This is a genomic window from Pseudarthrobacter sp. As-47 (genome assembly GCF_058215595.1).
The window spans coordinates 1,632,108-1,652,929 of sequence record NZ_CM177088.1; the positions used below are offsets into that span (position 1 = coordinate 1,632,108).

The 20,822-nt window shown below is 67.1% G+C and carries 21 protein-coding genes; 14 read left to right on the plus strand and 7 right to left on the minus strand.

All coding sequences use genetic code 11. The features are described 5' to 3' along the window. Positions 1 to 53 precede the first annotated feature (53 nt). The gene (locus AC4BCK_RS07520; RefSeq protein ID WP_174180350.1) at positions 54 to 1,352 is read left to right on the plus strand and encodes an MFS transporter; all 1,299 of its coding nucleotides are present in this window, start codon (positions 54 to 56) and stop codon (positions 1,350 to 1,352) included. Positions 1,353 to 1,491: 139 nt separating this feature from the next. On the opposite strand, the gene AC4BCK_RS07525 is transcribed toward AC4BCK_RS07520, so the two are convergent. Beyond that, the gene (locus tag AC4BCK_RS07525; RefSeq protein ID WP_174180349.1) at positions 1,492 to 1,890 is read right to left on the minus strand and encodes a DUF1844 domain-containing protein; all 399 of its coding nucleotides are present in this window, start codon (positions 1,888 to 1,890) and stop codon (positions 1,492 to 1,494) included. Between the two features lie 386 nt (positions 1,891 to 2,276). On the opposite strand from AC4BCK_RS07525, the gene infC reads away from it, so the two are divergent. From infC to AC4BCK_RS07545, 4 genes are all read left to right on the plus strand, one after another. Continuing rightward, positions 2,277 to 3,278: a translation initiation factor IF-3 gene (gene infC / locus AC4BCK_RS07530; RefSeq protein WP_377086844.1), complete on the plus strand. Its 1,002-nt coding sequence runs from the start codon at positions 2,277 to 2,279 to the stop codon at positions 3,276 to 3,278. A 115-nt stretch (positions 3,279 to 3,393) separates the two neighbouring features. Next, complete coding sequence (gene rpmI, locus AC4BCK_RS07535; RefSeq protein ID WP_009358635.1) at positions 3,394 to 3,588, plus strand: 50S ribosomal protein L35; 195 nt, start codon at positions 3,394 to 3,396, stop codon at positions 3,586 to 3,588. Positions 3,589 to 3,707: 119 nt separating this feature from the next. Next, on the plus strand, positions 3,708 to 4,094 hold the full coding sequence (rplT, locus tag AC4BCK_RS07540) for a 50S ribosomal protein L20 (RefSeq protein ID WP_013600575.1): 387 nt from the start codon (positions 3,708 to 3,710) through the stop codon (positions 4,092 to 4,094). Positions 4,095 to 4,158: 64 nt separating this feature from the next. Beyond that, the gene (locus AC4BCK_RS07545) at positions 4,159 to 5,070 is read left to right on the plus strand and encodes a TrmH family RNA methyltransferase (protein WP_490566797.1); all 912 of its coding nucleotides are present in this window, start codon (positions 4,159 to 4,161) and stop codon (positions 5,068 to 5,070) included. A gap of 125 nt (positions 5,071 to 5,195) precedes the next feature. Here the strand turns inward: AC4BCK_RS07545 and AC4BCK_RS07550 are convergent, their stop codons facing one another. Then, positions 5,196 to 5,471 (minus strand): GlsB/YeaQ/YmgE family stress response membrane protein, encoded by a 276-nt coding sequence (locus AC4BCK_RS07550; protein WP_009358633.1) that lies wholly within the window; start codon positions 5,469 to 5,471, stop codon positions 5,196 to 5,198. 156 nt (positions 5,472 to 5,627) lie between these two features. After that, on the minus strand, positions 5,628 to 6,836 hold the full coding sequence (locus AC4BCK_RS07555) for an MFS transporter (protein WP_251424732.1): 1,209 nt from the start codon (positions 6,834 to 6,836) through the stop codon (positions 5,628 to 5,630). A gap of 162 nt (positions 6,837 to 6,998) precedes the next feature. Between AC4BCK_RS07555 and AC4BCK_RS07560 the strand changes: the two genes are divergently transcribed. Continuing rightward, the gene (locus AC4BCK_RS07560) at positions 6,999 to 7,448 is read left to right on the plus strand and encodes a (deoxy)nucleoside triphosphate pyrophosphohydrolase (RefSeq protein ID WP_490566798.1); all 450 of its coding nucleotides are present in this window, start codon (positions 6,999 to 7,001) and stop codon (positions 7,446 to 7,448) included. Here AC4BCK_RS07560 and AC4BCK_RS07565 read toward each other — a convergent pair. The 3 genes from AC4BCK_RS07565 to AC4BCK_RS07575 all read right to left on the minus strand — a co-directional run bounded on the left by AC4BCK_RS07565 (position 7,445) and on the right by AC4BCK_RS07575 (position 9,802). Then, positions 7,445 to 8,557, minus strand: coding sequence for an Rv2578c family radical SAM protein (locus AC4BCK_RS07565; protein WP_363939874.1), 1,113 nt, complete (start codon positions 8,555 to 8,557; stop codon positions 7,445 to 7,447). The genes AC4BCK_RS07560 and AC4BCK_RS07565 overlap by 4 nt on opposite strands. Positions 8,558 to 8,620: 63 nt before the next feature. Next, positions 8,621 to 9,313, minus strand: coding sequence for an SIMPL domain-containing protein (locus tag AC4BCK_RS07570; protein ID WP_366286483.1), 693 nt, complete (start codon positions 9,311 to 9,313; stop codon positions 8,621 to 8,623). Between the two features lie 3 nt (positions 9,314 to 9,316). Beyond that, positions 9,317 to 9,802 carry a hypothetical protein gene (locus AC4BCK_RS07575; RefSeq protein WP_490566799.1) on the minus strand — a complete coding sequence of 162 codons (486 nt, stop codon included), beginning with the start codon at positions 9,800 to 9,802 and terminating at the stop codon, positions 9,317 to 9,319. Between the two features lie 212 nt (positions 9,803 to 10,014). Between AC4BCK_RS07575 and pheS the strand changes: the two genes are divergently transcribed. Both pheS and pheT read left to right on the plus strand, forming a co-directional pair. Then, positions 10,015 to 11,076, plus strand: coding sequence for a phenylalanine--tRNA ligase subunit alpha (pheS, locus tag AC4BCK_RS07580; RefSeq protein ID WP_174180341.1), 1,062 nt, complete (start codon positions 10,015 to 10,017; stop codon positions 11,074 to 11,076). Between the two features lie 2 nt (positions 11,077 to 11,078). Further along, positions 11,079 to 13,622, plus strand: a complete 2,544-nt coding sequence (gene pheT / locus AC4BCK_RS07585; RefSeq protein WP_490566800.1) for a phenylalanine--tRNA ligase subunit beta — start codon at positions 11,079 to 11,081, stop codon at positions 13,620 to 13,622. 79 nt (positions 13,623 to 13,701) lie between these two features. Here pheT and AC4BCK_RS07590 read toward each other — a convergent pair whose 3' ends face one another. Next, on the minus strand, positions 13,702 to 14,667 hold the full coding sequence (locus AC4BCK_RS07590) for a quinone oxidoreductase family protein (protein ID WP_251424723.1): 966 nt from the start codon (positions 14,665 to 14,667) through the stop codon (positions 13,702 to 13,704). A 145-nt stretch (positions 14,668 to 14,812) separates the two neighbouring features. Between AC4BCK_RS07590 and argC the strand changes: the two genes are divergently transcribed. Genes argC through AC4BCK_RS07620 form a run of 6 tightly spaced genes read left to right on the plus strand, consistent with a single transcriptional unit; the run spans position 14,813 to position 20,821 of the window. Then, positions 14,813 to 15,844 carry an N-acetyl-gamma-glutamyl-phosphate reductase gene (argC, locus tag AC4BCK_RS07595; RefSeq protein ID WP_174180337.1) on the plus strand — a complete coding sequence of 344 codons (1,032 nt, stop codon included), beginning with the start codon at positions 14,813 to 14,815 and terminating at the stop codon, positions 15,842 to 15,844. Further along, positions 15,841 to 17,007 (plus strand): bifunctional glutamate N-acetyltransferase/amino-acid acetyltransferase ArgJ, encoded by a 1,167-nt coding sequence (argJ, locus tag AC4BCK_RS07600; protein ID WP_188732043.1) that lies wholly within the window; start codon positions 15,841 to 15,843, stop codon positions 17,005 to 17,007. The genes argC and argJ overlap by 4 nt, the downstream gene beginning before the upstream one ends. Positions 17,008 to 17,062: 55 nt before the next feature. Continuing rightward, positions 17,063 to 18,016, plus strand: a complete 954-nt coding sequence (argB, locus tag AC4BCK_RS07605; RefSeq protein WP_490566801.1) for an acetylglutamate kinase — start codon at positions 17,063 to 17,065, stop codon at positions 18,014 to 18,016. A gap of 53 nt (positions 18,017 to 18,069) precedes the next feature. Next, a complete protein-coding gene (locus AC4BCK_RS07610) occupies positions 18,070 to 19,284 on the plus strand; it encodes an acetylornithine transaminase (protein WP_490566901.1) in 1,215 nt (404 codons plus the stop codon). After that, positions 19,281 to 20,291: an ornithine carbamoyltransferase gene (gene argF, locus AC4BCK_RS07615; protein WP_251424720.1), complete on the plus strand. Its 1,011-nt coding sequence runs from the start codon at positions 19,281 to 19,283 to the stop codon at positions 20,289 to 20,291. Before AC4BCK_RS07610 ends, argF begins: the two co-directional genes overlap by 4 nt. Next, the gene (locus AC4BCK_RS07620) at positions 20,291 to 20,821 is read left to right on the plus strand and encodes an arginine repressor (protein ID WP_174180327.1); all 531 of its coding nucleotides are present in this window, start codon (positions 20,291 to 20,293) and stop codon (positions 20,819 to 20,821) included. The genes argF and AC4BCK_RS07620 overlap by 1 nt, the downstream gene beginning before the upstream one ends. The last annotated feature ends 1 nt before the right edge of the window (position 20,822 follow it).

Consider the following 20,822-nt stretch of genomic DNA (forward strand, 5'->3'; position numbering starts at 1 on the left):
GGCAGCCAGCGGGGTGATCCCCGGCCACTGCGGCAGGACTTAAGGATCACTCCGTGAATTTCGCTCTCTACCGGGAGTTGCTTGCCGTACGGCCTATCCGCCGGCTGTTGCTGGTGGGCATGGTTGCCCGCATTCCCCACTCCGCTGCCGGAGTGCTGCTGACCCTGCACATCGTCCTCAGCCTGGACCAGGGGTACGCCGCCGCTGGCGCTGCCGCGGCCGTCATGACCATCGGCATTGCGGTCGGCGCACCATGGCGCGGGAGGCGGGTTGACACCGTGGGCCTCCGGACAGCACTCATCCCCTCCGTCATCTCGGAAGCGGTCATCTGGTCGGTTGTCCCGCACGTGTCCTACCAGTGGCTCCTTCCGCTGGTGTTTGTGGGCGGCCTGCTCACGCTTCCCATTTTCAGCGTGGTGCGCCAGTCCCTGGGTGTGCTGGCCGACGGCGACCAGCGCCGTACGGCCTTCGCCCTCGATGCGATCACCACTGAGGTGGTGTTCATGATCGGTCCCGCTGCAGGCGCCATCGTTGCCACCAGCGGCTTTACGGTGCTTGGCCTCACCATCGTGGGAGTTTCCACCTCGCTGGCCGGGCTGTTCCTCATGTGGTTCAACCCGCCCACCCGGAGCCCTGCGCAGGATGAGGAATGCAGTGCCGATGAACGCCACGCCGCCGAGGCCGCCGTGGTGTCCGCCGCCCCTGCCCACCTGCAGGAGGCGGCGGCAGAACTGGTGCCTGCGGGCGCAACGCACCGCGGACCGGGCCTGCGCAGCAAGGTGGCCCACAACTTCGCCTGGTTCACCGCCACCGTGGCGGCCGTCTTCGCCGTGGCGGCGGGAGCGGGCATGGTGCTGAGCGGAACCGACGTTGGCATCGTCGCCGCCCTGGAAACCGGGGGACGCCAGGCAGAAATCGGCATCGTCTTCCTCTTCTGGTGCGCCGCGTCCGTGGTGGGGGGCCTGGTATACGGGGCCATGCACCGCCCGGTCTCGCCGATCCTCCTGCTGCTCGGAATGGCTGCGCTGACAATCCCAATGGGTTTCGCGCACGATACGTGGTCGCTGGCGTTCACCGCGATCCTGCCGGGACTTCTTTGCGCACCCGTATTGTCGTCCGCGTCGGAAAAAGTTGCGGACCTGGTGGCCGAGGAACGCCGCGGGGAGGCCATGGGCTGGTACGGCTCGGCACTGACCGGCGGCGTGGCTTTGGGTGCACCGCTTGCGGGTGTCTTCATCGACGTGACGGGGCCGTCCGGAGGCTTCGTCTCGGTGGGTGCTGCCGGCGTCGTACTCTGCTTCGCAGGCCTTATCCTCCAGCAGCGCCGCCGGGGCAAATCCCCAGCCCAGTAGGCCGGGTTTTTGTCCGGATACGCAGGCTTCCGAGGCGCTGAAGTCTGCATAGCTGGACAAGAACTCCATTAAAAGCGCGACGGCGGGACGACCTGTGAAGGCCGTCCCGCCGTCGTCAACTGCTTGGGCTGGTTTATCCCTAGTTCACTGCCCCGGTGTACTTCTCGCCCGGGCCCTTGCCCGGGGCATCGGGGATCAAAGACTCTTCGCGGAATGCCAGCTGCAGCGAACGCAGTCCGTCACGCAAGGGTCCGGCGTGCTGGGATCCGATCTCCGGGGCGGCGGCAGTCACCAGGCCGGCCAGTGCGGTGATCAGTTTCCGGGCCTCGTCCAGGTCCTTCAGCTCCTCGGCGTTGTCCTCGGCCGCCAGCCCCAGCTTTACCGCGGCTGCGCTCATCAGGTGGACGGCGGCTGTGGTGATGACCTCGATCGCCGGCACTTCGGAAATGTCGCGGATCTGCTGCGAGACGTCGCCGGCGGCACCTGCCTCATCCGCCGCAGGCTCGAAAACGTATGAATTACTGTCTGGGGTGCTCATACTGGTAAGCTTGACACAGACCGACTGGATGTCGATATTTCAGAGATTGTTCCGAACGATCAAGGTTCCCACCGGCGCTGCACAGCGTTGACGGGAATTTTTTCTGTAAGATGGCATGCAGTTTGCAAGCGGAGTTCTCTCCCACCCGCGCCAGCCGCTGTTCCTATATTCAGGAACGCAAGGTTGCCGGGTACCTGGTTGGGCATGGAGCCGGCATGAGCCGGACCTGTGTGCGCAGTCCCTTCGCGGGACCTGCATCCGATCTTTCAGAGGCCTTCGATTGCTCCGGCAATTGGGGGCCTTCTCTATTTGCCGGATTCCACAACAAAAACAGGAGCTTTAACATTAGCGAGCCAAGAATCAATGAGCGTATCCGCGTCCCCGAGGTGCGGCTGGTCGGCCCTGCAGGTGAACAGGTAGGAATCGTCCGTATTGAGGATGCCCTGCGTCTGGCTGCCGAGTCCGACCTTGATCTCGTTGAAGTTGCACCTCAGGCGAAGCCTCCGGTGTGCAAGCTGATGGACTTCGGCAAGTACAAGTACGAGGCCGCGGTTAAGGCACGTGAAGCACGGAAGAACCAGACGAACACCGTTCTGAAGGAAATCCGCTTCCGCCTGAAGATCGACACCCACGACTACGAGACCAAGCGCGGGCACGCACTGCGCTTCCTCGGCGCCGGGGACAAGGTCAAGGCCATGATCCAGTTCCGAGGCCGCGAGCAGCAGCGTCCGGAAATGGGCATCCGCCTGCTGCAGCGCTTCGCCGACGACGTTGCGGAAGTTGGCGTTGTTGAGTCCAGCCCCCGCATCGACGGCCGAAACATGGTCATGGTGGTTGGTCCGCTGAAGAACAAGGCAGAGGCCAAGGCCGAAGCCCGCCGCGCTACGCAGCGTGCCGAGGCAAAAGCGCAGAACGAAGCCAAGGCTTCCGGCCGCGTTGACACCTCCGGCGACGACCAGGCACCCATGACGCAGTCACTGGCCGACCTGCTGCCTGAGGGATTCACCGTCTCAACCGAACCTGAGGCAGCAGCCGAGGCACCTGCGCAGGAGCCGGCCGCCGTCGTCGAGCCCGCCGCAGCCGAAGCCCCCGCCCAGGCCGCCGAGGCGCCGAAGCAGGAAGCACCCAAGGCTGAAGCCCCGAAGCAGGAGGCCCCGAAGGCTGCCGCTCCCAAGGCGGCTGCTGCTCCCAAGGCAGCAGAGCCCAAGGCGGCACCGGCACCGAAGGCTGCAGCGGAGAAGCCCGCTGCAGCTGCTCCGGCCGCCGCGCCGAAGCCGGCAGCAGTGCCTGCTCCGCCGAAGCCGGTGGCCAGGCCCGCTGCGCCGAAGCCTGCCGCACGGCCCGCCCCCAAGGCGGCGCCAAAGCCGGCCGGCAAGAAGACCACTTAGTCCACAGCTGCCGGAGGTCGCCCTCCGGCAGTCAGCAACCAGCACGCTGCCCTGAGGGGCAGCTGCGCGATAGAGCTGCAGGCCCAGCCTGCGGAACGTAAGGAGATCGGTTCCCATGCCGAAGATGAAGACCCACAGTGGTGCCAAGAAGCGCTTCAAGCTGACCGGCAGCGGCAAGCTGCGCCGCCAGCAGGCCAACCGCCGCCACTACCTCGAGCACAAGTCCTCCAGGCTGACCCGCCGCCTCGCCGGCGACAAGATCGTCTTCAAGGGCGACGCCAAGGTCATCCGGAAGATGCTCGGCATCTAGTTTCCAAGTTCTTTGACTGACCACCACCAGGTGTAAGTCACCTACCAAAAAGCCTTCTCAGGCCGCCGGGAATACCGGCAGTAGATGCTTGGGAGCAGAATTTTCGAAGGAGTACGCACGTGGCACGTGTGAAGAGGGCGGTCAACGCCCACAAGAAGCGCCGGGTTATCCTTGAACGCGCAAAGGGCTACCGTGGACAGCGTTCACGCCTGTACCGCAAGGCCAAAGAGCAGCTGCTGCACTCGTTTGTGTACAGCTACGGCGACCGCAAGAAGAAGAAGGGCGACTTCCGCCGCCTGTGGATCCAGCGCATCAACGCTGCGTCCCGCGCCAACGGACTCACCTACAACCGCCTGATCCAGGGCCTGAAGGCCGCTGAGGTTGAGGTTGACCGCCGCATGCTGGCCGAGCTGGCCGTTTCCGACGCCAACGCTTTCGCAGCGCTGGTCAAGGTTGCCAAGGATTCCCTGCCTGCCGACACCTCCGCCAAGAAGGCTGTCGCCTAGCAAACGGCTGTTCCCCGTCAGGGACAGTTCAAGAACCGGTGGCAGCAGCAACTAAAGTTCTTATATGAACGAAACCGGGCGCCCGCAAGATTTTCCACTGTCCAATCCCCGAGCTGATCGGGTCAGGGACGTGGCAAAGCTTGCCGGGCGCCCGGCCCGTTTAAAGCGTGGACAATTCCTTGCCGAGGGGCCGCAGGCAGTGCGGGAAGCGCTCAGGCTCCATCAGCAGCGCCGTGCCGCGGGCCAGCCAGGCGTGGTCACCGAAGTGTTCGCCAGTGAGAGCTGCCTGGACCGGCACCCGGAGTTCGAGGAACTGTCCCAGGGAGTCAATGCCCGCTTGGCCACCGACGAGGTCCTGGCTGCCATGGCGGACACCGTCAACCCGCAGGGGATCATCGCCGTCTGCCGTTTCCTTGACGTAACGCTGCAGGAAGTGCTCGACGCCGGCCCCCGCCTGGTTGCCGTGCTCTGCCAGGTCCGGGACCCCGGCAACGCCGGAACGGTCCTCCGCGCGGCGGATTCAGCAGGAGCCGACGCCGTGGTCCTCACGGCGTCCAGCGTTGACATCTACAACCCCAAGGCCGTCAGGTCCACGGCCGGTTCGCTTTTCCACCTACCGGTGGTGCTGGGAGCGGACATCGACGAACTTGCGGCCGCCTGCCGTGCCAGGGGGATCGGCGTCCTGGCGGCGGACGGCTATGGGACCCTCAACCTCGACACCCTCCAGGACGAGAACGCCCGGCGCCGGCTGACCGGAGACGGGCCGCAATCCGAGTACGCACTGGAGCGGCCCACGGCCTGGCTGTTCGGCAACGAGGCCCAGGGCCTGTCCCCGGAGGAGCTAGCGCTGGCGGACCACCGGGTAGCCGTGCCGGTGTATGGTTCCGCGGAAAGCCTCAACCTGGGGACAGCCGCCACGGTTTGCCTCTATGCCAGCGCGCGTTCCCAGCACCTGCCGGTCCCGGTAACCGCCTAGGATCTGGACGCCGCGGCTGCCTGCGCATCAGGCAGTGCGCGCCTCAGCAGGCAGGCGGGATTAAACGTATAAGGGCTCCGGTTCACCGGAGCCCTTTGCCTGTTGATGTTCTTCCCGGGAGCGGATCAGGGTGCGCGGGTGGCCTTGCCGCGACCGGTGATTGCTCCGTAGATGCCGGCCACGACCAGGCCGCCGACGATAGCGAGAATCCAGGTGCCGAGGTCGAAGAAGGCAAGATCGCCCCTGTTGAACAGGAGGCTTCCGATCCAGCCGCCGACGATGGCGCCCACGACACCCAGCACCAGGCTGGTTACCCAGCCGCCGCCAACCCGTCCGGGCATAACAGCCTTAACAATGGCCCCTACGATGAGGCCCAGAATAATCCAAGCAAGAAAACCCATGTCTCCTCCTTATAGTGACCGGGATCTCATGGTCCCGATGTGGCTCAAGCTAACACACGGGTCCCCTAAAGTCAGCAGGCCTGCAGGCAGTTTGCCCGTCAGGCCGGCGGGAAGGCCGCCGGGTGCCGGGCCACGAGCGAATCAGCACTCCACGGATCAGGCCGCCAGCGGCCTCTTCCGCTCCAGCAGTCCGCTGGTGATCGCGACGCCGAGCCCCAGCAGGGCGAGGACGGCGCCTACCAGGGCGGGGGCTGTATAGCCCCAGCCCAGGGCGATCACCAATCCGCCCAGGAATGCCCCGAGGGCGTTGGCGACGTTCAGCGCAGCATGGTTCAGCGATGACGCCAGGGAGGGGGCATCGGGGGACGCGTCAAGGAGCCGGGTCTGCAGTGCGGGGATCAGCATGGACCCGGAAGCGCCCACCACGAACACCATGACAAAGGCGGACCACGGCCACTGGACGGCCACGGCGTAGACCACCAGGGCAACGGCGATGCCGGGCAACACCTTGTAGAGGGTGCCCATCACGGACCTGTCCGCAATCCGGCCGCCCACGATGTTGCCGGCCACCATTCCCAGCCCATACAGGGCCACCACCAGGGGAATCAGCGAGGACGGGATGCCGGCCACCATGGTCATGGTGTGGGCGATGTAGGTGTAGGTGGCAAAGAAGCCGCCAAAACCGACAATGCCGATCAGAATGGCCAGCCACACCTGAAGGCGTTTGAGCGCGCCCAGTTCGCGCCGGATGCTTGCATCCGGGTGGGCTTCGTGGAAGGGGACGAATTTCCATACCAGGCCAATGGTCAGCAGGCCGATCAGTCCCACCAGGATAAACAGCAGCCGCCAGCCGTAGGTCTGGCCCATCCAGGTGGCAAACGGAACTCCCACCACGTTGGAAATGCTCAGGCCGGCCATCACCATTGAGATGGCCCAGCCCCGACGCGTGGGCGGAACCAGGGAGGCCGCGATGACTGCTGCGACCCCGAAGAATGCGCCGTGCGGCAGCCCGGCGGCGAAGCGCGACACCAGCATTGTTCCGTAATCCGGGGCGAGGAAGGACGCCAGGTTGGCCACCGTGAAGAACACCATCAGTCCGAGCGCCAGGTGCTTGCGGGGGAGCTTCGCGCCCACCGCGGCCAGCAGCGGGGCTCCCACCACCACCCCCAGGGCATAGGCGGAGATGAGGTGGCCTGCTTCGGGCGTGGAAACCCCAAGGCCCTGTTCGACCTCCGGCAGCAGGCCCATCATGGTGAATTCGGTAACCCCGATGCCCACCCCGCCCATGGCCAGGGCGAGGATGGCCATCGCCAGGTTGGTGGATCGGGCGGGGGCTGCCGTGGACGTTTGGAGGACGCTGCTCATAAGCCTGCTTTTCGAAGGAGGAAAGTGGTGGTGGACCAATGCCACGGCAGTGGGGCTGATGAAGTCCGGACCCTGCAAACAACCCGGAAAGGGGAACCCGTATTCCCGGTGTGGGAGGAAATTTGCAGCTGGTCTATTCATTGTCCCCCATAGAATGGGGCGGTGAACGGACAGATACAGGTGGTAGGCGGAGCCGTCGTGGACAGCCTGGCGGAACCCTCCATGCTGCTGGTGGCGCGGCGCAGCGCTCCGGAGCAGCTGGCAGGACTCTGGGAGTTCCCCGGTGGAAAAGTGGAGCCCGGCGAGGAGCCGGAGGCGGCGCTGGCCCGCGAACTGCTTGAGGAGTTGGGGATCGCCGTCCGGCTCGGCGCTGAGCTCCCGGCGCAGGTTCCGGGCGGCTGGCCGCTGAACCACCGGGCCAGCATGCGGGTGTGGTTCGCGGAAATTGCCCACGGGGAGCCGAAAGCACTCGAGGACCACGATGAACTCCGGTGGGTGCCGGTGGAGGACCACAGCGGCGTCCTGGGCCTGCCGTGGATTCCCGCGGACTTCCCGATAGTCCGGGCCCTGCTCGGTGCCGTCGCCGTCAGGGCAGCAGGCGCACGGTCCTAGAAGAGCGTTGCCTGCCCCTCGGAGGCTGCCTTTTTTCCGGTCAGTGCCTGGCCGGGCGCTGCCGCCTGGGGGACGATGCCGGCGGGATATTCGGCTTCCTCGCCGCGGGGATCGTCCTCGAGGTCCCTGTGGCTGAAGCCGGACGTGTTGGTAAACCCGTGGCGGGCTTTGAAGTACCGGACTTTGCCCGCGAGCCACGAGCGGTACTCCTTGGACGCGTACGAACCTGTCCCGTAGAGCCGCCGGTAGCGGCCCGCCAGCCCGGGATGGTTGGCAGCAATCCACTTCATGAACCACTCCCTTGTCCCGGGCTTGAGGTACAGGGCCCCGGCCGTGACGCCGGTTGCGCCCGCCGCCGCCAGGGACGCGAACAGCGCGTCGAGTGCCTCATCGCTGTCCGAAAGCCACGGCAGGATGGGCATGGCCATGACACCGCAGGGCAGGCCGGCTTCACGGAGGCGGAAAACGAGCTTGAGGCGCGCCCGGGGCCCGGGCGTTCCAGGCTCGATGGCCTCGGACAGGGCTTCGTCCGTCATGGCCAGCGAGATGCCTATGCCCACGGGCACCTGGGCGGCCGCGCTCTTGAGCAGGGGAATGTCGCGGGCAAGCAGGGTCCCCTTGGTAAGGATGGACAGGGGAGTGCCGGACTCGGCAAGTGCGGTGATGATGCCGGGCATGAGCTGGTAGCGGCCCTCGGCCCGTTGGTAAGGATCCGTGTTGGTACCCAGGGCAACCTGCGGACGCGTCCACGATGGCTTGGCCAGTTCCTTCCGGAGAACTTCGGCCGCGTTGACTTTCACCACCACCTGGCTGTCAAAGTCCAGCCCGGCGTCAAAATCAAGGTAGGTGTGGCTCTTGCGGGCAAAGCAGTACACGCAGGCGTGGCTGCAGCCCCGGTACGGGTTGATGGTCCATTCGAAGGGCATCCGTGAACCGGCAGGCACCTTGTTGAGCACCGATTTGGCGGTGACCTCATGGAAGGTGATGCCAGCGAACTCGGGGGTTGTGATGGAGCGGACCAGCCCGGCCAGGGGAAGCAATGCGGGGGATGGGGTTTGCGCAGCCGTTTCCGCTGGCCGGGGCATCAGTGCTTGGGCGTCCCATCTCATGCCGTCCATTCGAATCTATGTTCGAACTAATGTCAAGCATGGGCGGTGTGGTGCGGGGAACGTCTAGGCGCCGGCCAGGAGCTCCCATTCCACGGTGACTGCCACGTCCACCACGGAATTGCCCGCCTCCACGCTGAGGGAATCAACGGCCGCTGCCCGCTGCATCCGTGGCAGCGGCACCGGGCCCCGGGCCGGTCCGTCCTCGGATACGGAAAGCACCCGTCCCAGCCGGGCAGAGGCAAGCTGCGCATACTGCGTGGCGGTGCTGAGGGCGTCCAGCCAGGCGGCCTCCCGGGCGCGTACCCGCACAGCCGCGTCATCGCTGAAAGTGAGCTCCGCACCGTTCAGCCGGACATCGTTCCCGCCCGCCTCAACTGCCTCCGAGATGGCGGCTGAAGCGGAACCCGGGTCCCGCAGCTTCACGGTGAGGGTGCTGGCTGCCACGTATCCGGTGACCCGCTGTCCTTCGCCTTCCCGCCAGGCGAGCTCCGCGCGGACGTTAAGGCCCGACGTGCGGATGTCGGAGTCGGCCACCCCGTGCCTGCGGAAGGACGCCGTCACGGCGTCTGAACCGGTTCCGGCCCGCGCGTAGGCCTGCCCCACCGAATCGGCCCGGCACTCCACTCCGATCGAGACAACCGCAAGGTCCGGCGCAGCTTCCGCCGAGCCCGCTCCCGACACGCGGACCGTGCCGGGAGAAGCGTTGCCGCCGGTGGGGCTCCCACCCGCTTTACCGGCGTCGTACGGAGTGGCCATGGCTCAAACCTCCACTTCAGACGGGCGGCGGCGTGAGGGACGGCGCCGGGTTCCGGGTGCCGGGTATCCGCCGGCCTCAAGGCCGGCGTGGCGCTCGAAGATGTTGCGCGTCCCCGGGTTGCCGGAGCGCACCAGCGACCAGCCTGCGGCCAGGAAGTACAGGGGAAGGAACGGCGCGCCCAGGCACCAGGCGTACTGCGTGCAGTGTTTTTCCTCGTGACCGAGCAGGGCCGGGCGGGACAACATCTCGGCGGCGGTGCACCGGCACAGCACCACGTTGCCCAGCGTAAAAGCTCCGGCGAAAGGCAGCCGCGGCCGGTACCCGGAGGCAAGGATCAGGCCGCGGGGGCCGTTGCTGATCCGGGTGCGCGCGGCAAAGGCGACGGCCAGGCCAAGGGCAGTGCTGCCGTTGGCCATGTTCGCCGCCTGCCGCAGTCTCTGCGCAGCCGTGAGGCGCTTCTGGGCTCCCGGGCGCCGCGGCACTGTCATGAGGCTATGGTAGCCGGAGCCTTCAATTAGACTGGGGGGCAGTGGCCGCCGGCTCAACCGGTGTGCCCTGACCTGGTCATTGAATGAACCGGAATGCACAGTTGGCATTGGGGACATTCATCCATGACCTGCCAGTGACGGACGCGCCGCCGGGAAACCGTGCAGGGCTGCCCCGTTCACCGGCAGCCACGACTCGTAGCTAAGAACAGTAGATGACTGAAACCTTGCCGGGCGCCGCCATCCCGAACCCCACGGATGAAGCCGCCATCACTGCCGCTGTAGACCAGGCCATCGCCGCCATTGCCGGCGCGGGCACCCTTGATGAGCTGAAGGCGGTGCGGCTCGCCCACACCGGCGAGAAGTCCCCGCTCAGCCTCGCCAACCGTGAGATAGGCAAGCTGCCCAAGGACCAGAAGGCCCTCGCCGGAAAGCTGATGGGCGCATCGCGCGGACGGGTCAACAAGGCGCTCGCCGACCGCACGGCAGAGCTGGAAGCGGAAAACGACGCACGCATCCTCCTGGAAGAGACCGTTGACGTCACCGCCGCGCCCCGCCGCCGTCGTGCAGGTGCACGGCACCCGCTCTCCACGCTCCAGGACCGCGTGGCGGACATTTTTGTGGGCATGGGCTGGGAAATCGCCGAGGGGCCGGAAGTCGAATCCGAATGGTTCAACTTCGACGCCCTGAACTTCAAGCCGGACCACCCTGCCCGTGAAATGCAGGACACCTTCTTCGTGGAACCGCCCGAGGCGCACCTGCTGATGCGCACGCACACCTCGCCGGTGCAGGTCCGCTCCATGCTCGAACGCGAGCTGCCCATCTATGTTTTGTGCCCGGGCAAGGTGTTCCGCACCGATGAACTGGACGCCACCCACACTCCGGTGTTCCACCAGTTCGAGGGCCTTGCCATCGACAAGCACTTGAGCATGGCGGACCTCCGCGGCACGCTGGAGCACTTCGCGCGGCAGATGTTCGGCGACGAAGCCCAGATCCGGCTGCGTCCCAACTACTTCCCGTTCACCGAGCCGTCAGCGGAGCTGGACATCTGGCACCCCGGCGCCAAGGGCGGTCCGCGCTGGATCGAGTGGGGCGGCTGCGGCATGGTCAACCCCAACGTGCTCCGCGCCGCCGGCATCGATCCGGACGTCTATTCAGGTTTTGCCTTCGGCATGGGCATCGAGCGCACCCTTATGTTCCGCAACGAAGTGGGGGACATGCGCGACATGATCGAAGGCGATGTACGTTTCAGCGAGCACTTCGGGATGGAGATCTAACAGTGCGTATCCCACTTTCCTGGCTGCGTGAATTCGCAGAGGTACCGGCCGGAGCAACGGCAGAAGACGTCATGACCGAACTGGTCAAGGTCGGTTTCGAAGAAGAGGACGTCCACCGCCCCACGGACACCCTGCAGGGGCCCATCGTGGTGGGCCAGGTCCTGAGGCTGGTCAAGGAACCCCAAACCAACGGCAAGACCATCAACTGGTGCCAGGTCAGGGTGGTTCCCGAGGGTCAGGAACAGACCCTCACCGGCGACGGCATCGACCCCTCCGGCGTGCAGGGCATCATCTGCGGCGCGCACAACTTCGTTGAGGGCGACAAAGTGGTGGTCACCCTGCCGGGCGCCGTGCTGCCGGGCAACTTCCACATCTCTGCCCGGAAGACCTACGGGCACCTGTCCGCGGGCATGATCGCCTCGGTGCGCGAACTCGGCATTGGCGAGGACCACGACGGCATCCTGGTGCTGTCCCGGATCGGGCTGGACCCCGAAATCGGCACTGACGCCATGGAGCTGCTGGGCCTCTACGACCAGGCTGCCGAAATCAACGTGACGCCGGACCGCGGCTACGCCTTCTCCATCCGCGGGGTTGCCCGCGAGTACGCCCACGCCACCGGCACTACCTTCACGGACCCTGCTTCCCGCGTCACCGCTCCTGCGGAGCTGGCCGGCGGGTACGGCGTCAAGATCAATGACGATGCCCCCATCTACGGCAAGCCCGGATGCGACAGGTTCGTGGCCCGCACCGTCCGCGGCGTGGACGCCACAAAGCCCACCCCGCCCTGGATGGTTTCGCGGCTGCGCCTTGCCGGCATCCGTTCCATCTCACTGCCGGTGGATATTTCCAACTACGTGATGCTGGAACTCGGCCAGCCCACGCACTGCTACGACCAGGACACGCTGTCCGGGGACATCGTGGTGCGCCGGGCCCTGGCCGGCGAGAAGATCACCACCCTCGACGGCAAGGAACGCGCGCTCGACGCCGAGGACCTCCTGATCACGGACGCCTCCGGACCGATCGGCATCGCCGGAGTGATGGGCGGCGCCGCCACAGAGGTGGGCGATTCGACGTCGACCGTCCTGGTGGAAGCCGCGCACTTCGACGAGGTGTCCATTGCCCGTTCCCGACGCCGCCACAAGCTGCCGTCTGAAGCGTCCAAGCGGTTTGAGCGCGGCGTGGACTGGCACGTGGCCGGCATCGCCGCCCAGCGCGTGGTTGACCTGCTCGTCGAGCTGGCCGGCGGAACGGCGGACCAGGCCGGAACCGATGTGGGGACCGCCCCTGACTCCGTCAGCATCGAACTTCCGGAGGCCTTCGCTGCCGCCCGCATTGGCATCGACTTCACCGAAGAGCAGATCGTCACGTCCCTCGAGGACCTCGGCGCCGCGGTGGAAAGGAACGACGGCGGCTGGACCGTTACGGCCCCCAGCTGGCGGAACGATCTGGAAACCAAAGAGGACCTCTCCGAAGAGATTGCCCGGCTGGTGGGCTACGACAAGATTCCCGCCACGCTTCCTGTGGCGCCTCCCGGGCGCGGCCTGACGCGGGTGCAGCAGCAGCGCCGCCGCCTGATCCAGGCCCTGGCGGATGCAGGCCTCACCGAGGTCCTGTCCTACCCCTTCGTGTCCAAGGCAGCCAATGACACGTTTGGCGTGGCCGAACAGGGCGCGGACCGGACCGCGGTCAAACTGGCGAACCCGATCAGCGAAGAGCAGGGCTTCCTGCGCACATCCATCCTGCCGGGGCTCATCGAGGTGGCCAAGCGGAACCACTCGCGCGGTTTCCGCGACCTGGCACTCTTCGAGTCAGGCCTGGTGTTCCTGCCCGGCGGCACGGTAGGCACCGCCTCCATCCCGCCGCTGGGGGCCAAGCCTTCCGATGAGGTGCTGGACGGACTGTACGACGGCGTCCCGGACCAGCCATTCCACCTCGCCGCAGTGCTCACGGGACACGACTCCCCGGCAGCCGCCGGCCATACGCCGCGGCCCTGGGACTGGGCTGACGCGCTGGATCTTGCCCGCATTGCCGGGGACGTCCTTGGCGTGGAGGTCCTGGCCAGCCAGGGCAGCCACCAGGCTTTCCACCCCGGCCGTGCGGCCCGGCTGTCGCTCCGCAACGGGAATGTGGTGGGCTACGCCGGTGAGCTGCACCCCAAGCTGCTGGCGGCAGCGGATATGCCTGCACGCTCGGTGGCCCTGGAGCTCAATGCTGACGCGCTGTTCGACGCGGCCCCGGACGTCATCGTGGCGCGCCACATCTCCACGTTCCCCGTGGCCACCCAGGATGTGGCGCTGGTGGTTCCTGCCGAAGTCCCCGCCGACGACGTCCTGGCGGCCCTGCGCGAAGGTGCCGGTGAACTGCTGGAGGACGTGGCGCTCTTCGACGTCTACGCAGGCGAGGGCATCGAGGAAGGCAAGAAGTCCCTCGCGTTCGGGCTTCGGTTCCGTGCCAACGACCGCACCCTCACGGCGGACGAGGCATCAGCGGCACGGGAAGGCGCGGTGGCCCTGGCGGCCGAGCGCTTCGGCGCCGTCCAGCGCTGACCGCAAAACACGCATCAACAGGGAAGGTCCCCGCAGCCGCACGGCTCGGGGACCTTCCCTGTCTCCCGTCCTGTCTGTCCTACGGAACCAGGATGACCTTTCCGGTGGTCTTCCGCCCCTCAAGGTCGCGGTGTGCCTGGGCAGCCTGCACCAGGGGGTAGCGGGCACCGATCCGGACCTTCAGGCTGCCGTTCGCCGCCGCCGCGAACACTTCGCCGGAGCGCCAGCGCCGCTCCGCAGCGTCCCTCAGGTAATGCCCCAAAGTGGGCCTGGTCAGGAACAGCGAGCCGCCGGCATTCAGGCGCTGGGGATCCACGGGCGGAACGGGTCCGGAGGCGGCGCCGAAAAGCACCAGCATGCCCCGGACGCGCAAAGCGGCCAGTGAGCCGTCGAACGTGTCCTTCCCAACGCCGTCGTACACCACGTCGGCGCCGGTGCCGCTGGTGATCTCCCTGACCCGCTCGGCGAAGCCCTCGTACCGCAGCACATGGTCGGCGCCGGCCCCGCGTGCGAGCTGCTCCTTTGCGTCCGTGGATACGGTGGTGATGACTTCCGCACCGCGGGCCTTGAGCAGCTGGATCAGCAGCAGGCCCACGCCGCCCGCGCCCGCATGCAGCAGTACGGTATGGCCCGGTTCCACCTTGAAGGTGGAGTTCATCAGATAGTGGGCGGTGATGCCCTGCAGGGGAAGCGCAGCTGCCGTCAGGTCGTCCAGGCCGCGCGGGACTGGCAGGGCGGCGGCCTCATCAACGAGCGCATAGTCCGCGTAGCAGTTGATGCCCTCCGCCGTGGCCACCCGGTCGCCGGGGACGAACCCCGTGACGCCATCGCCCACCGCTTCAACGGTGCCGGCGGCTTCGGACCCGGGGGTGAACGGGAAAGGGACCTTGTAGGTGCCGCTGCGCTTGTACGTGTCAATGAAGTTGACGCCCGCAGCCCCCACCTTCACCAAAAGCTGGCCGGGCCCAGGGACAGGGCGCTTGACGTCCTCGTAGGTAAGGACTTCCGGTCCGCCTGCCTGACGTGCGACGATTGCGTGGGTCATTGCTCACCTTTCCCGGTCCCGGCGTTTCCGGCTCCGGCTGCTACCACCATCCTAGGGACAGTCCGCGGAAGCCCCATAGCGGGCACCTTCCGCTGCATGCATAAATATCGGTATCAGTGAATACTTTTGCTGTATGGTGGTGGTCATGACTATTTCTGTTGCAGTGTCCGGCGCCAGCGGATACGCCGGGGGAGAGGTCCTGCGCCTCTTGGCCGGGCATCCTGGCGTCACCATTGGAGCCATCACAGCCCACAGCAATGCCGGATCCCGGCTCGGCGAACTGCAGCCCCACCTGCACGGGCTCGCAAGCCGCATCCTCGAGGACACCTCGGTGGAGAACCTGTCCGGCCACGACGTCGTCTTCCTGGCCCTGCCGCACGGCGCCTCCGCGGAGATAGCAGCCCAGCTGCCGGCGGGGACCGTCGTCATCGACGCCGGGGCAGACCACCGGCTGGAGGACCCGGCGGCGTGGGAAAAGTTCTACGGTTCCGCCCACGCCGGCACCTGGCCCTATGGCCTGCCGGAGCTCCCGGGCCAGCGCGAAGCGCTCAAGGGCGCCAACCGCATCGCCGTGCCCGGCTGCTACCCGACGTCGGCCCTGCTGGCCCTTGCGCCCGGCTTCGCCGCCGGGCTCCTCCAGCCCGACGACGTCGTCATCGTTTCTGCCTCCGGCACCTCGGGTGCAGGCAAGGCCGCCAAAGTGAACCTCATCGGTTCAGAGGTCATGGGTTCCATGAGCCCTTATGGCGTTGGCGGCGGACACCGCCACACCCCCGAGATCGAACAGGGCCTGTCCAACGCCGCGGGCGAACAGGTCACCGTGTCCTTCACGCCCACCCTGGCGCCCATGAGCCGGGGCATCCTCACGACGGCGACGGCGAAGGTCAAAGCCGGCACCACGGGGGAGCAGCTCCGCCAGGCCTGGACCGATGCCTACGACGACGAACCGTTCGTGCACGTCCTCCCGGAAGGCCAGTGGCCCGCCACGAAGTCCGTGCAAGGGTCGAACCATGCCGCCATGCAGCTGGCATTCGATTCCCACACCGGCCGGGTGATCGTTACCTGCGCCATCGATAACCTCACCAAAGGGACCGCCGGCGGCGCCGTCCAGTCCATGAACATTGCCCTCGGCCTCGCGGAAACCGCCGGCCTTGACCTGCAGGGAGTTGCCCCGTGACCGTTACCGCCCCCCGTGGATTCCGGGCCGCCGGCGTCACCGCCGGACTCAAGGCCTCCGGCAAACCGGACCTTGCCCTGGTGGTGAATGACGGCCCGTCCAAGGCCGCCGCTGCCGTCTTCACCAGCAACCGCGTCGCCGCAGCACCTGTGCACTGGTCCCGCCAGGTGGTCTCGGACGGCCGCGTGGACGCGGTTGTCCTCAACTCCGGCGGAGCGAACGCCTGCACCGGGCCGGCCGGCTTCCAGAACACGCACAGCACCGCCGAAAAGGTGGCCAAGGTCCTGGACATCTCCGCCACGGACGTGTTTGTGTGTTCCACCGGCCTGATCGGCGAGCAGCTGCCCATGGACAAAATCCTTCCCGGCGTGGAGGCTGCTGCTGCCGCGCTGAGCGCCGACGGCGGCCCCGAAGCGGCGACGGCAATCATGACCACCGACTCCGTTCCCAAGGCGGCGCTGTTTATCGGCACCGATGCGGACGGCGAGGAATTCGCCATCGGCGGGATCGCCAAGGGCGCGGGCATGCTGGCTCCGGGCCTGGCCACCATGCTGGTGGTCCTCACCACTGATGCGGCCGTGGACGCGGAACTGCTCGACGTCGTCCTCCGCGACGCCACCCGGGTCACGTTCGACCGGGCAGACTCGGACGGCTGCATGTCCACCAACGACACCGTGGTCCTGCTGTCCTCAGGTGCCTCCGGCGCCGTGCCGTCGGCAGAGGCCTTCGGTGCCGGCCTGACCCAGGTCTGCGCCGAACTCGCGCGGAAGCTCATCGCCGACGCCGAGGGTGCCAGCCACGACATCGCCATCCGCACCTTCAACGCTGCCAGCGAAGCGGACGCCGAAACCGTCAGCCGTTCCGTGGCCCGCTCCAACCTCTTCAAGGCCGCCATTTTCGGCAAGGACCCCAACTGGGGACGGGTACTGTCGGCCGTCGGCACCACTGACGCCGTCTTCGAACCCGACCAGCTCAACGTGGCCATGAACGGTGTCCAGATCTGCCGCAACGGCAGCATTGGCGACGACCGCGGCCTGGTGGACCTGGAACCGCGCGAGGTCCTCGTGGAAATCGACCTCCAGGCCGGCGACGCCGAGGCTACCATCTGGACGAACGACCTGACCCACGACTACGTGCACGAGAACAGCGCCTACTCAAGCTGACGCACCACCTGAGCCGGCCCCTTCCGGCGCCCGGCAACCTTGGAGAAACTGCCTGATGAACACCCGCACCCGCGAAACCACGTCCACGCTCGACGCCCAAAGCAAGGCCGGCACCCTGATCGAGGCGCTGCCCTGGATCCAGCGCTTTGCCGGCACCACCATGGTGATCAAGTATGGCGGCAACGCCATGGTCAACGACGAGCTGCGCCGTGCCTTCGCCGAAGACGTCGTGTTCCTGCACCACGTGGGCATCCACCCTGTGGTGGTGCACGGGGGCGGGCCCCAGATCAACTCCATGCTGGCCCGGCTGGGCATCGAGTCCGAGTTCAAGGGCGGCCTGCGGGTCACCACTCCGGCAGCCATGGACGTGGTCCGCATGGTCCTCACAGGCCAGGTGGGCCGCGAACTCGTGGGCCTGATCAACTCCCACGGCCCCTACGCCGTGGGCATGTCCGGTGAAGACGGCGGACTGCTGCGCGCCGTGCGCACCGGCACCGTCATCGACGGCGAGGAAGTGGACCTGGGGCTCGTGGGTGAAGTGGTGGGCGTAAACCCGGAAGGCATCCTGGACATCCTCGCCGCCGGCCGCATCCCCGTGATCTCCACGGTGGCCCCGGAGATCGACGTCGAGGGGTTCGCAGCAGACGGCAGCGTCCAGACCACGGGACAGGTGCTCAACGTCAATGCGGACACCGCAGCGGCAGCCCTGGCCGAAGCCCTCGGTGCCTCCAAACTGGTGATCCTCACCGACGTCGAAGGCCTGTATGCCAACTGGCCGGACAAGAGCTCGCTGATCTCCTCCCTGAAAGCATCGGACCTGCGGGAGCTCCTGCCCTCGCTGGAATCCGGCATGATCCCCAAGATGGAGGCTTGCCTCAAGGCGATCGACGGCGGCGTGGAGCGTGCGCACATCGTGGACGGACGCCTGGCCCACTCCATGCTGCTGGAAACCTTCACCACCGCGGGCATCGGCACGCAGGTGGTCCCCGACGAGGAGACGAACGCATGAACGAAACTGTTGACGTGAGTCCGGTCAGCGACCGGGACGCCAAAGCCTCCGTGATGACCGGCAGCGGCAACGGCTCAGAGTGGCTTGCCCGCTACTCCAGCTCCCTCATGGGCGTCTTCGGCACCCCGCAGCGCGTCCTGGTCCGCGGCGCCGGCTGCCTGGTGTGGGACGCCGACGGCAAGGAATACCTGGACCTGCTCGGAGGCATCGCCGTCAACGCGCTGGGCCATGCCAACCCGTTCGTCACGTCGGTGATCTCCAGCCAGCTGGCCACCCTCGGCCATGTCTCCAACTTCTTCACCAGCCCCACGCAGATCGCGCTGGCCGAAAAGCTCCTGGCCCTCACCGACGCCCCTGCCGGTTCCAAGGTGTTTTTCACCAACTCCGGCACCGAGGCCAACGAGGCCGCCTTCAAGTTGGCCCGCCGCAATACGGGCGGCAGCGGTGCCAAGCGGACCAAGATCATCGCCCTGGAAGGGGCCTTCCACGGCCGGACCATGGGCGCCCTTGCGCTGACCGCCAAAGAGGCCTACCGCGAGCCGTTCGAGCCGCTGCCCGCCGGCGTCGTGCACATCCCGTTCGGTGACGTGGAGGCGCTGAAGGACGCCGTTGACGAGACCGTGGCCGCCGTCTTCCTGGAGCCCATCCAGGGCGAGGCGGGCGTGCGCCCCCTGCCGTCCGGATACCTTCGGGCCGCCCGCGAACTGACTGCCAGGGTGGGAGCACTGCTGATCCTCGACGAGGTGCAGACCGGCATCGGCCGTACCGGGAAGTGGCTTGCCAGCGAGGATGCAGGGATCATGCCGGACGCCGTTACCCTGGCCAAGGGCCTGGGCGGCGGCTTCCCGATCGGTGCCCTGATCACCTACGGTCCGGAGACGTCGTCGTTGTTGGCTGCGGGCCAGCACGGCACCACGTTCGGCGGGAACCCGGTGGCGACGGCGGCCGCCCTCGCCACCCTCCACGCCATCGAAAGCCAGCACGTGCTGGCCAACGCCGCAGCCGTGGGTGGCCACCTGCGGGCCGGGCTGTCACGCCTGCCGGGCGTCACCGAAGTCCGCGGCGAAGGCCTCCTCATCGGCTTCGACCTGGACGCGGACGTCGCCCCGGCCGTGGTGCAGGCCGGCCTTGACGCCGGGTTCATCGTCAACAGTCCCGGCCCCCGCACCATTCGCCTTGCGCCGCCGCTTGTCCTGACCACGGCGCAGGCAGACACCTTCCTCGCCGCCTTCCCGGCAATCCTCCAAGCAGCTAAGGACGCCCAGTGACACCAGCAGCCAGCGCTACCCGGCACTTCCTCAAGGACACGGACCTCAGCCCCGCCGAACAGGCCGAGGTCCTCGGCCTCGCAGCCCGAATGAAGGCGGCGCCCTACAGCGTCCAGCCGTACGCCGCCGAGGGCAGCGGCCGCAAGACGGTGGCCGTGATCTTCGACAAAACCTCCACCCGGACCAGGGTCTCGTTCGCCACAGGGATCGCGGACCTGGGCGGCAACGCCCTGATCATCAACCCTGGAGAGGCACAGATCGGGCACAAGGAATCCGTGGAGGACACCGCCAGGGTCCTGGAGCGGATGGTGTCCACCATCGTCTGGCGGACCGGCGCCCACGCCGGTTTGGTGGCCATGGCGGAGAACTCAAGGGTTCCGGTGATCAACGCCCTGTGCGACGATTACCACCCCTGCCAGCTGCTGGCGGACCTGCTGGCCGTGAAAGAGCACAAGGGCGAACTCAAGGGCCTCACCATGAGCTACCTGGGGGACGCCGCCAACAACATGGCCAACTCCTACCTGCTGGCCGGAGTCACGGCCGGGATGCACGTGCGGATCGCCGGGCCGGAGGGCTACCTGCCGGCAGCAGACATCGTGGCCGCAGCAGAGGAACGCGCTGCGGAGACGGGCGGCTCGGTGCTCATCACCACTGACGCGGCGGAGGCCTTGAAAGGCGCCGACGTCGTTGCCACGGACACGTGGGTGTCCATGGGGCAGGAAGCGGAAAAGGAAGCCCGGATGCAGCTGTTCCGGGAGTACGCCGTGGACGAGGCCGCCATGGCACAGGCTGCGGAAGACGCCGTCGTACTTCACTGCCTGCCCGCCTACCGCGGCTACGAAATCTCTGCCGGCGTCATCGACGGACCGCAGTCCATCGTCTGGGACGAGGCCGAAAACCGGCTGCACGCACAGAAGGCCCTGATGGCCTGGCTGATGCACCGGTCGGGCCTGGCCTTCGTCGACGGACTCGCACCCGTTGAAGGCACAGGGGAGAGCACGTTCTAGTGTCCGCCCAACCGGCGTCGCCGGGCTCCAGCCCTGCGACCAAGACAGCCCGCCAGGCGCGCATCACCGCCATCCTGACGGGGGAGTCCGTGCGTTCCCAGGCGGAGCTGGCAGCACTGCTGGCGGACGACGGCGTGCAGGTCACCCAGGCAACGCTGTCGCGGGACCTCGTGGAACTCGGTGCGGTCCGGGTCCGCGGCAAGGAGGGCGTGCTGGTGTACGCCGTACCCGGCGAAGGCGGCGAACGGGCTGCCCGGAGCGGCGTGAGCCAGGAGATCCTGGACGCCCGGCTGGCCCGGCTGTGCAGCGAACTGCTGGTCACCGCGGAGGCCTCGGCCAATATCGCCGTGCTCCGCACCCCGCCGGGGGCCGCGAACTTCCTGGCACTGGCCATCGACCACTCGGTGATGCCGTCCATCCTGGGCACCATTGCCGGGGACGACACCGTGCTGCTGGTGGCCCGGGACCCGCAGGGCGGCCAGGACCTCGCCGCCAGGTTCCTGCAGCTGGCTGAAGAAGCCGGGCAATAAG